The 11,505-nt window shown below is 48.5% G+C and carries 10 protein-coding genes; 3 read left to right on the top strand and 7 right to left on the bottom strand.

Going from position 1 to position 11,505, the window contains the following annotated elements; genetic code table 11:
• Both A3750_RS10145 and A3750_RS10140 read left to right on the top strand, forming a co-directional pair.
• On the top strand, window positions 1–455 hold a 455-nt coding region (locus tag A3750_RS10145), incomplete at its 5' end, for an ATP-binding cassette domain-containing protein (RefSeq protein WP_156498514.1).
• Window positions 452–1,234, top strand: coding sequence for a polyphosphate kinase 2 family protein (locus tag A3750_RS10140; RefSeq protein ID WP_082873254.1), 783 nt, complete (start codon window positions 452–454; stop codon window positions 1,232–1,234). The genes A3750_RS10145 and A3750_RS10140, both read left to right, overlap by 4 nt.
• Before the next feature lie 111 nt (window positions 1,235–1,345).
• Here the strand turns inward: A3750_RS10140 and A3750_RS10135 are convergent, their stop codons facing one another.
• The 5 genes from A3750_RS10135 to zwf all read right to left on the bottom strand — a co-directional run bounded on the left by A3750_RS10135 (window position 1,346) and on the right by zwf (window position 7,678).
• Entirely contained in the window at window positions 1,346–2,359 is a 1,014-nt protein-coding gene (locus A3750_RS10135) for a medium chain dehydrogenase/reductase family protein (protein ID WP_068456398.1), read from the bottom strand.
• Window positions 2,360–2,774: 415 nt separating this feature from the next.
• Window positions 2,775–3,794, bottom strand: coding sequence for a putative solute-binding protein (locus tag A3750_RS10130; protein ID WP_068455405.1), 1,020 nt, complete (start codon window positions 3,792–3,794; stop codon window positions 2,775–2,777).
• A gap of 159 nt (window positions 3,795–3,953) precedes the next feature.
• Window positions 3,954–5,423, bottom strand: a complete 1,470-nt coding sequence (gene gnd, locus A3750_RS10125; RefSeq protein WP_197466272.1) for a decarboxylating NADP(+)-dependent phosphogluconate dehydrogenase — start codon at window positions 5,421–5,423, stop codon at window positions 3,954–3,956.
• A gap of 8 nt (window positions 5,424–5,431) precedes the next feature.
• Window positions 5,432–6,154: a 6-phosphogluconolactonase gene (gene pgl / locus A3750_RS10120; protein ID WP_068455403.1), complete on the bottom strand. Its 723-nt coding sequence runs from the start codon at window positions 6,152–6,154 to the stop codon at window positions 5,432–5,434.
• A 12-nt stretch (window positions 6,155–6,166) separates the two neighbouring features.
• Window positions 6,167–7,678 carry a glucose-6-phosphate dehydrogenase gene (zwf, locus tag A3750_RS10115; protein ID WP_068466078.1) on the bottom strand — a complete coding sequence of 504 codons (1,512 nt, stop codon included), beginning with the start codon at window positions 7,676–7,678 and terminating at the stop codon, window positions 6,167–6,169.
• A gap of 286 nt (window positions 7,679–7,964) precedes the next feature.
• Between zwf and A3750_RS10110 the strand changes: the two genes are divergently transcribed.
• Entirely contained in the window at window positions 7,965–8,681 is a 717-nt protein-coding gene (locus tag A3750_RS10110; RefSeq protein ID WP_068456926.1) for a YebC/PmpR family DNA-binding transcriptional regulator, read from the top strand.
• A 78-nt stretch (window positions 8,682–8,759) separates the two neighbouring features.
• Here the strand turns inward: A3750_RS10110 and A3750_RS10105 are convergent, their stop codons facing one another.
• Entirely contained in the window at window positions 8,760–9,692 is a 933-nt protein-coding gene (locus A3750_RS10105; RefSeq protein WP_068456924.1) for an alpha/beta fold hydrolase, read from the bottom strand.
• A gap of 1 nt (window position 9,693) precedes the next feature.
• Window positions 9,694–11,460, bottom strand: coding sequence for an amidohydrolase family protein (locus A3750_RS10100; protein WP_068456922.1), 1,767 nt, complete (start codon window positions 11,458–11,460; stop codon window positions 9,694–9,696).
• Window positions 11,461–11,505: the final 45 nt, after the last annotated feature.

Genomic DNA, 11,505 nt, shown 5'->3' with positions numbered 1-11,505 from the left:
ATCAAGAAGTCGAAAAAGCGATTGAACTTGCGCACCTAAAGGAGTTTGTTACGTCATTGCCTTCGGGCTTACAAACGCATGTTGGCGAAAGAGGCTTAAAACTCTCGGGGGGCGAGAAGCAACGGGTCGCCATTGCGCGCATGATACTCAAACAGCCATCAATATTGGTTTTTGATGAGGCAACCAGCGCCTTGGATAGCCGCTCTGAGCAAGCCGTAATGCGCGCTATTCGCGAGGTTTCAATTGGCAGAAGTACCATCATCATTGCACACAGACTCTCTACCGTGATCGATTGCGACCGCATCTTGGTTATGGATGCGGGTCGTATTATCGAGCACGGCCATCATCAGCAATTGCTTGCGCAACAAGGTGCATATGCCGAACTCTGGGAGATGCAACACAAGCACGAAGAACGATCCGAAAACCAGCCGAATGTCGACGGAGAGGTCAAATGATCATGCAACGCCAAAGACTAAGTGCGCTTGAACACCCGAAGGCGAATAAAGACACATATCGAGAAGAGCTGGAAAAACTTCAACTAAAACTTATGGCCTTACAACATGGTGTGTATCAACAAAGGCATCGTTGCGTCATTGTTACCGAAGGCATCGACGCCGCAGGTAAAGGTGGCCTTATACGCAGGGCAACCGCATTTATGGACCCGAGAGGTTATCGGGTTCATCCCATCGGCGCGCCAAGCGAGGAAGAACTAGCCGAACACTATCTCCAGCGCTTTTGGCGGCGCCTTCCGAAACAGGGGCAAACCGTTATTTTTGATCGCTCGTGGTATGGCCGAGTACTTGTCGAGCGAGTCGATCAACTCGTAAACAAAAGCACCTGGCAGCGTGCATATAAGGAAATAAACGAGTTTGAACAACAAATGGTGGATGACGGAATTATTGTCATCAAACTGTTTCTCAGCATCGACAAAGAGCAACAGCTAGAGCGCTTCAAAGAAAGAATGAACGAACCAAAAAAGCGCTGGAAAATCACACCCGACGACATCCTCAACCGGCAGAATTGGGAGGCGTATCAAGACGCCTTTGAAGACATGCTAGACAGAACGTCTGCAGCCAAACGTGCTTGGCATGTTGTTGCTGCAAACAATAAGAAACATGCTCGTCTTGACGCGATGCGACATATCGCAGAAGGCTTGTCGGAGCGAATTGATATGAACGATGTTGAAGTACTCAACCCAGAAGTCGAAGAACTAGCGCGTAAATACCTTTACTAAAAACTCTCCGAAAACTCACATCCGCTGTCACCAAATAGCGGACATGCGGCTCGAGATAAAGCTACAGCGGTTTTTGGTGATAAGCAGACTTAATTTTGATGAGTCGTTGACCTATTCACTTATTTTTAACACGATCTTTCCTTTCATCTCCGCTTTTTCAATCAGTTCATGGGCTTTAGCGGCTTCATCCAAGCTCAGTACAGCACCGATCACAGGTTCAATTTTCTTATCTTTCAGCATTTGAAAAAGTGTAGTGAGATCTTTTTTAAACCAGTCCGGATGTTTTTTTCTTAGATCAGCTATGGAATAGAAATGGCTATGCTTACCATTTGGCAGCAAATTCCACAGTTTTATAGTAAGGAAATCTTTAGCGATGCTGCCACCTTTTCCTGAAACAGCGTTGTAGAAACCATAGCCTACAATCGTTCCGCCTTTTCGAAGGACACTAAATGATCTTTTAAAACTCTCTCCACCGATGGGGTCAAAGACTGCATCCAAACCGCCAGAATTATTTTGAATAACCTGTTCGGGCCAACTTGTGTTGTTGTAGTCGACAGGTATTGCACCGAGTGATTCGATAAGTGAATGTTTTGATTTTGATCCTGAGCCATAGACCTTAGCGCCGAGTTGTTTAGCGAGTTGCAGCATGGCCGTGCCAACCGCGCCGCCGGCTCCATGAATCAATATTGATTGTCTCTTTTGGACCTTGGCAATTCGATGCAGCATTTGATAGGCGGTAATGTAGGAAAGGATTAAGCTTACCGCTTCGTTGGGTTGGCAGCCTTCAGGCACCAAGGTAAGCTTATCCGCGTCAAGACAAATATATTCTGCATAGGCACCAATAACCGTTAAGTCAGCGACAAGATCACCGAGCGCAAATCCCGACGCCTCGGGTCCTATTTTGTCTACTCGACCCACGAGATCATAGCCCGGAGTAAATGGAGGTTGATCTTTCACGTCAGGATATTGTCCCTTGCGGATCATCGTGTCGGTAAAAGCAGCGCCTGCGGTGAGCACTTTTATGCGCACTTGCTGGGGGGATGGTTCCGGTAGCGAGGCCTGCATCACGAGTTTCAAAACCTCGGGGCCACCAAATTCTGAAATAATGATCTTCTTAAAGCTCATGCAGAACCTATATTTGCTGTGGTATTTCGAAACCATACCACTGATGTCATCGTAAAGTCATACGCTTGGATCGTGATCACTTGAAAAAAAACTCAATAGCAATATCAAGCAAGTAACTAAGCCAGAAATGCTCCTATGACCTACATACCCCGATGGATATTCTCCATCACAATTATTTCAATTTCGGTTTTTCTAAGTTCATGTGCATTATTTACACCGACACCTGAGCCCCAGTCGATAGAAGATAGATTGACCCAATTGCCTAATATGTCCGCTTATCTCACATTTCAGATGAAGGCTTTCGTCTTTCGGAAGGTCTGCTTTGGTGTGAAAGCCGATGATCTATAAAAAGTATTCAAAACAATGGCTTTCTGTCGAGATCTGGCTTGCTCATCTAGGTATTTCAATGCAAGCCTCACTCCTGATCTTTGGCGGTGCACTCTGCCAAATGCGGATCAATTTTACAGCGGACTCGGGCAAACAGTTTTAGTGCTTTCGGGTGATACACGCCCTCCCCTCGCAGAGTAATTCGTGCCTGCCGAAAGAAATCATTCCATTCATCTTTGGCTTCGTCTGAGATGTTAATCCAATACTTCTCAGGAATCCCTTCCTCGCTCTGGCGGATTTCACGAATTTCTTGATGGTATTTGCTCGCCATGAGATCACGTGATTGCTGGCCAAAGCCTTCGGGTACTTTCTTCCAGCGCACCAGTAACTGCATCGTCACTTGCAGGGTAGGCCAGTTGATTATGCCACCATCCGGTTCTAGGCCTTTGTACATTTCCATCGGTTCATAGGCCAAGGCCGGTGCCCCCGTCACGTCGACAACGCGGTTATTGAACTTCTGCAGTGCATTACGAATGCTCGAGGATACCGGTGTCATACCAATCTGTTTGGCAATGTAAACCGTCGCAGGCGCATTCTCGAGAACAGTAATGCGCTTGGCAGCAAGGTCTCGCGGTGCGTGAATTTGGCGGTTATTCACGAACATGAATACAGCGCCAATAGGCGCTATACCTATCACTTCATAGTCACCGCTGCGCATAAACTCGGCGGCACTTGGGTGACTTAGGGTTTTGATGACCATCCCCAAGTGTTTGTAGGTGGGGAGCGCCCCAACCGCACTCACCGAACCTGTAAAGTCGTTGTATTCCCGCGCACGTATGTCTGGCAAATTCAGCATATCGCAGACACCATTTTTGAACTCTTCCGAGGCGACCCGATCATCGGTATAGACTTTAAGCGAGAGGTCGACGCCCCAGCGAACAGCGTCAATTTGGTAGGCTTTCATCTCTTCATGAACCGGGCCGCCAATACCGACGAAATCGAAAACACACATGGTGAGCGGCGTTATCTGATTTGCGTGGAGCGAAGCGCTGACGAAAGCCAATAAACAGCGCGCAACACACTGACATATGTAATTTGGAGTATTCATCTCGCCAAGACCTCTCATGAAATAAAAGGGTAGGCTCACACTTCAATAGAGCGATGAAGTACAACACGGAGTGGATACAGACTAACGCACAAGGCTGTCTTGCAAGTTAATCTGTATCAAGGGAGATACATTCTTTGAGCAGATGGTCGCGGCGACGAGCTACACGTCATAATTGGTGGATGACACACCTCCACCTTGTCCGGTCCAATCAGTGTGGTGATGAGCGCCGGAGGCGTCATCAATACGTTGATAGGTATGCGCACCAAAATAATCTCGCTGAGCTTGAATGAGATTCGCTGGCAACCGTTCACTGGTATATGCATCGAGAAAATTAAGACCGGCCGCCATACAGGGCATGGGAATGCCCAACTCAAAGGATTTGGAAACAACTCTGCGCCAGGCTGGAAGGCAGCTCTCAAGAATCTTCTGAAAATAGGGATCAAGACCAAGAAAGGCAATGTTTGGGTCACGATCAAAAGCATCACGAATGTTTTCTAGGAACGCGCTACGAATGATACAACCTTCGCGCCAAAGTAAGGCGACATTGCCATAGTTGAGCGACCAATCAAATTCCTCAGAAGCGGCTCGCATCAGCATAAAGCCTTGTGCATAGGAGATGATCTTTGAAGCTAGCAATGCTTGCCGCAAATCTGCAAGCCAGGCAGATTGGTCGTTCAGTTTGATATCGGGCTTTGCAAATAAACCGGAAGCCGCAACACGCTCTTCTTTTAAGGAGGAGACGCAACGGGCAAAGACAGATTCGGTAATCAAAGTGAGAGGAACTCCAAGATCAAGAGCGTTGATCCCCGTCCATTTACCCGTGCCTTTTTGTCCAGCCTTATCCAGTATCTTAGAGAGTAAAAACGTTCCGTTCGATTCTTTATAAGCAAGAATCTCGCTGGTAATTTCGACTAAGTAGCTGTTGAGCTCTGTCTCGTTCCATTGCGAGAAAACCGCCGACATAGGTTGATGATCCATTTGCAGGGCTTCCGACATAAAATGGTAAGCCTCTGCAATCAACTGCATGTCACCGTATTCTATGCCGTTGTGTACCATCTTGACGTAATGCCCTGCACCACCGGCTCCGACCCAGTCACAACAAGGCTCGCCACTCGGCGTTTTTGCCGCAATCGACTGAAAGAGAGACTGCACATGCGGCCAAGCCTCCGCACTGCCACCAGGCATAATAGAGGGGCCGTTCCGAGCGCCTTCTTCACCACCGGATACACCCGTGCCCACAAAAAGAATATCCTTCTTTTTTAACGCATCTAAGCGCCGGGATGAGTCATCATAATTTGAGTTGCCGCCGTCGATAATAATGTCTCCGGCAGACAGGTAAGGTACGAGTTGTGCAATGACCTGATCGACCACATCCCCTGCGCGCACCATCAACATGATTTTGCGTGGCGCTTTCAACTGTGCAACCAAGTGTTCTATTGAACTCGCACCAACGATATTTGTTCCGTTTGCAGGACCTTCAAGAAACGCGTCAACCTTGCTGGCACTTCGGTTATAGGCCACCACCTTAAAGCCATGATCGTTCATATTGAGAATCAGATTTTGCCCCATCACGGCCAACCCGATAACGCCAATATCCCCTTCCACGTTCTGATCCACTGAACCCGTCATGGCTCCTCCTAATCCTGTACTAACTTGCTTGCGGACGCTTCATCCAACAACCACTCGGTCTCACCTTCAAAGGCAAATATGTTTGCCGCTGGGTATTGCTCAGACTCATCGTCATCTGCAAACAATGCATTGATAATGTCTGCTTTCCCCGGCCCTGTGACCAAAAAACTAATGTTTTGCGCATTACATAAAGTCTCTGCAGAAAGCGATATACGTGGTTGCCCGGTATTGGGGTGCGCTGCACTTACCCAGTTTTCTTCAGCGTCGTAATCCACGGCTCCGGGAAACAAAGATGCCGTGTGACCGTCCTCGCCAACACCTAATAAAACCCAATCAAAGCTTGGCCGCCCCTGATAGGATTCGACATGCTCCCTTAACTCTTTTTCCAAACGAAGCAACTCCGCCGCCATGCTCGCTTCGCCATCGATAGGATGAAGATTCTCTGCGGGTATCGGCAACGCATCCAGAAAATGGCGTTTCGCTTCGCCATAATTACTTTCTTCACTCAGCGCTGGAACCATGCGCTCATCGCCCCACCAAAAGTGCACGTTGTCCCACTGTATTCCGTCTTTCACAGGGCTGTTCAAAATAAAACGGTACAAGGCCATCGGCGTACTTCCACCTGACAAAGCGACATGACAAGGTTTATCACGAAAACTGAACGCCATTAACTTCTCTGCTACCTGCTCAAAGAGCTCAGGCGGCGCGTCAAATACTTTTATTTCAAACATCGAAACAGCCCTTTATAACTCGCAATAATCGGTATCGGCTAAATTTTTACACGGAAAACGCCATTCACGCTGATCCCTCTGCAGGAGGTCAAAAGCCTCCTTAGGCCCCCATGTTCCGCATGCATAACCATAGAGAGCGGGATCATGGTGGTCATTTTTGTACCTTAGTATGGGCTCAACAAATTCCCAGCAGGCTTGAACGGCATCGCTTCGTGCAAAAAGTGTGGCGTCGCCATTGAGCGCATCGAGCAACAATCGCTCATACGCGGTGAGTACTTTCGTCTCGCCCAGATCCTGATAATGAAAGTCCATCGAAACCTCTTCGGCTTCAAAGCCCGCCCCTGGGCTCTTTAAACCAAACTTCATCACAATGCCTTCATCGGGCTGAATGCGGATAATCAAGCGATTTCTCGGTGCCTTTGCGGCAAATACGGGGTGCGGTGTTGGCCTAAAATGAATGACGACTTCGGTTACTCGTGTCGGCAGGCGCTTACCTGTTCGAACATAAAAGGGCACTCCGCTCCAACGCCAGTTATTGATCTGCATTTTCAATGCAACATAGGTTTCGGTTCTCGAGTCAGGTGAGACACCTTCTTCTTCTCGGTAGCCGTACAGAGACTCTCCACGCACCTGAGAGCCCGTGTATTGCCCCAGCACCATATTATGCTGCAGATCATGTTCGCTAAGTGGTTGCAGGCTTTGCAGCAATTTTACAACTTCGTCACGGGTAGAATCCGAGTTGATCGCGGCCGGAGGCTCCATCGCGACCATCGCAAGCACTTGCAGTAGATGGTTTTGAAACATATCACGCAAAGCACCAGCGCCTTCGTAATACCCTCCGCGCCCCTCAACTCCCAAGGATTCTGCGCCGGTAATCTCCACATACTCAACAAAATTACGACTCCACAGAGGTTCAAACATGCCGTTCGCAAAGCGAAACACCAGGAGGTTTTGTACGGTCTCTTTGCCGAGATAATGATCTATCCGAAAGATCTGCTGCTCAGAAAAGCTCGCGTGCAACGCCTTATCTAACGATTTGGCTGAGGCTAAATCGTAGCCAATGGGCTTCTCAACAATCAGTCTTTTCCAAGCACCACCTTCAACGCTCTCCGACATGCCATTTTGCGCAAGACAGGTAGGTATGACGTCAAATAGGCTTGGTGGAGTGGCAAGATAATAGAGGGTGTTTTCGCCAGAGCCGTAATGATCTGTTAGCTCAGCAAGGCGGGTTTTGAGCTTAGCGTAATCAGCGACATCAGAAGTGTTGAGAGGCTGATAATGGACGCACTCTAAAAACTCGGCAAGTCGTTCGTCAGAAACGTCTTTGTTTTCTCGGAGAAAGTCTGCCAAATGGCTTCTGTATTGTTCATCGCTAAACTTAGAGCGGCTAACGCCCAATACAAAAAAGCGATCAGGAAGCTGCTTGGTTGCAAACAGGTGCACGAGCGCGGGGATGAGCATGCGCGCAGTCAAATCGCCCGAGGCTCCAAAAATGACTAGATGGCTGTTCTCGGTAACACGCATCACTCACTCCCTAAATAGCGGTAAATCAATACTGATTTCGACGGCCCTATCAGACACTAGCTCACTCAAGCCTCACTCTAGCCTTACTCGATCAGATACTCAATAACGCGATCGCCCCGACTATCGCAGCTAACACCCTAATACAACGTAGGTTCAAATCAAAAAACACTTAAACGATGACATTTACTCGGCAGTTTTTTAAGCAAGCGATTCAGACTGGCCGAGATTCGCGTTAAAATGATGGACTACGTGAATCGCATTAAGTCATCTACGAAGGAAATAAAAAATGGGCAGAGCCTATCAAAACCGAAAAGAGTCCATGGCGAAAACGGCTGCCGCTAAAACCAAGGTATACAGCAAATACGGTCGTGAAATCTATGTTGTAGCAAAATCTGGTGGCATCGATCCTGATGGTAATCTTGCTCTGAGAGGCTTGATCGATCGAGCAAAGAAAGATCAAGTACCAAGCCACGTCATTGATAAAGCGATTGAAAAAGCAAAAGGCGGCGGAGGTGAAGACTACTCTCCTGCGCGCTATGAAGGCTTTGGTCCGGGCAATTGCATGGTGATTGTAGAATGCCTAACCGACAACCCGAATCGCACCTTTGGTGATGTGCGTCAGTGCTTCACAAAAACCAAATCGAAAATCGGAACGCAGGGCGCTGTAAGTCATATGTTCGACCATAGCGCCATTCTCGTGTTCTCGGGTGACGATGAAGATGCGGTACTCGAAGCACTCATGGAAGCCGATGTGGATGTTTCTGATGTTGAAGCTGAAGACGGGAAGATCACAGTATTCGCGCCGCATACTGAATCATACAAAGCGAAGCAAGCCATTCTTGACGCCATGGGTGAAGTGGAGTTTGATGTCGACGAAATCCAGTTCGTACCACAGACAACAACACCAGTCAGTGGCGACGACGTAGAAATGTTCGACAAGTTTCTCGACATGCTCAACGATTTGGACGATGTTCAAAACGTCTATCACAACGCCGAGCTTTAAAGTTAGGCGGTGCAGTTTCGACCCTAGCCTAAGAGCTTGGTAGTAACAGCCTCACAATGAGCGCTCGGGAATTAGGCGCTAAGCCGTGTGTTTAGCGCCGACCTTACGCTCACCTTTGGCAGCAGGTTTTTCTTTGCGGGCTTTCTTGCCCCCTTTTGGCGCTGCCTGCCCAGTCTCGTCCAAACCGCCACCCTTGGATGCGCTACCTGATGCCCTTTTCTCCACCCCTCCTAGCAGTACCTCAGCCAAGATATCGGGTGCTTCTAGTGGAACCCAATGCCCACACTCTGGAATCACTCGAGTGCTTTTTGGATGCATCATCGCCGCCATGTGAGTAGGTACATACTTATCCCTCCTACCCCAAACTAAGTCTACATCAACCTGTTGAGCAAACCGTTCAAGCATACACTGAAAAGGTAAAAACAAGCGCGGCGTAGCTGAGCGATACATTTTAAGAATCGTTTTTCTCGGGGCCCATCGATCCACCTTGCCTTCATAAGACTCATCAATTTGCTCTCGGCTCAACAAGGGGCCACCCCGACCCAACTCCCAATGGAAGACCGCCTTATTCATCAATAACATTGAGAGCTCACCTAACAAGGGGGTGCGCCAAACAGCGGCCCAAGGGTGCCATCGGTACAAGTGGCTAAAGGGAAACGATCCGCCAACAAACCGTTTTACTTTTTCAGGAAACTGACAAGCAAAAGACATCGCATAGATACCACCCCAGTCATGTGCAACCAGGGTAAAAGGCGTTTGAATACCGGCCGCTTCAACCAGATCGTTAATATATTGCCCGTAGTGTTTGAGCTCAAACTCAAACGATTCTGGCACGCCTGATCGATGAATGCCCGGCAAGTCGGTTGTATAACACGTAAAGCTATCTTTAACTTTTTGGACGAGGGGGTTCCACATATCCGCTGAGTCCGGCACTCCATGGAGAAACAGTGCTGGCTCGCCTTCGCCATCGACCTTCAAGTAAATAGGGGCCTGATCAATTTCAACAAACATACTAGGCTCCCAATGTCTTGTTCTGTGCAGCTAAGAATTGCCCAAAGCCTTGCTCACTTCCAACTCCCGAGCATACCTCTTCGTTTTTAACCGCAAATCGGCCATTAATGAACACGTGCTCTACTAAGCCAGGGTTACGATTCACCATGCGCTCAATACCACCAAACTCTTTGATAGGTGCCTCATGGTAGGCATCAAGTGCTTGATTCAGACCGTTTGGATCTAACACGAGTAAATCCGCCCGCATACCTTCGCGAATATAGCCCGCATCAATACCAAACCAGTCTGCCAGCTCGCCCGTGACTCGCCATACCGCTTCCTCCATTTTCATGATCTCTCGCCCTTCCTGTTTAGCCTCATATACGAGCTTGAGCAAACGCAACGGGAAGTTGTAATAGGCCATATTACGGATGTGCGCTCCGGAATCGGCAAAACTAATGAGAAGGCTTTTTTCACTCACTAACTTCTCAAGCCTGTCTTTTCTGTAGTTCGCGATCACAGTATGCCAACGTAACTGCGCACCAAACTCAACAATCAAATCCAAAAACAGATCAACGGGGTGAACATTTCGGGAGCGTGCCACCTCGCCAAAACTCATGCCTCTCAGCGTCTCGTCAGGGCACTCAATGATCGTCGCATCATCAAAATCTCGCTGCCAGACACGCGGCCCCCATTTGTTCTCGTAGTCTTTACGAAAGCGACGACGGTAGCTTTCATCTTTCATTAGGGTATTGCGCTCTACTTCTTCTTTTAGATGCAAAGCAGCTTGGCCTGCACCAAACTCTTCAAAAATCACCAAGTCGATGCCGTCCGCATACACTTCAAATGGATTGGGCAAGGATTGCCATCGAAAATCCGCTTTACCGAGTTTATTCACCAAGCGAGTGATCGGTGCAACAATGGAAACAAGCGCTGGACTGGCTTTTAGGTCCATCAAAGAGATCAGCGTCATTTTGAGAGGTTTACGGAAAAACATTCCCATGCTTTCTAGGAAAAACAGAATGATATTAAACTTGGTAACGATGTCCGGTGCGCCTTGATGAATGGCTCCTCGCTTGCGAAGCACAGCGTTAAGGCGTCGAAACTCTTTCCATTTCGCATAGGTTGAAGGTAACGACGCACTGCGATAGCGGTCCCCATCCAGCTTGTCCCATGATGTCGTCATCGCAGACATGCCAAGCAAACCTTCGTCCAAAGCATCACTAAGCATTTTCTCCATCTGCTGATATTCAGTCTCGCTAATATTCGCAGACGCATCGACAGCTCGACCAAGCCCGAGCACCGCAGCGCGGATTTCTGAGTGTCCGATAAAGCTACTCACATTCGGCCCAAGAGGATGCTGTTTAAGGAACTCAACATACTCACGTACGTTGTTCCACGTTTTCTTCTCTTGAAGCAGAGGCAATACATGCTCTCGAGGAACAGATTCGACCCGCGTGAACAAATCGGAGCAATCTTCTGCGCCGAGACTCGTCATACTGATAGAGCAGTTACCGATCGTAACCGTCGTCACACCATGGCGCACCGACTCATGCAAGCCGGGCGCCGCGATCACTTCCGCATCATAGTGCGTATGCGTATCGATAAAACCAGGCATCACCCACTTGCCGGATGCATCGATGACCTCGTTCGCATCTTCAGCAGGAATTTCGGTATTTGAAATGTGCGCAATTTTGCCATCCGCAATAGCGACATGGCGAACACTCGCGCGTGATGTCGATCCATCGAACACCAGCCCGTTATTGATCACGATATCAAATTTTGGCATGCAACTAACTCCTTCAGCACGTGAGCGCTATTTTTTATAGTAGTT

It is taken from the genome of Oleiphilus sp. HI0079, assembly GCF_001635105.1.
The sequence above is the reverse complement of the archived record's forward strand: the minus strand, read 5'-3'. Positions and strand labels throughout refer to the sequence as shown.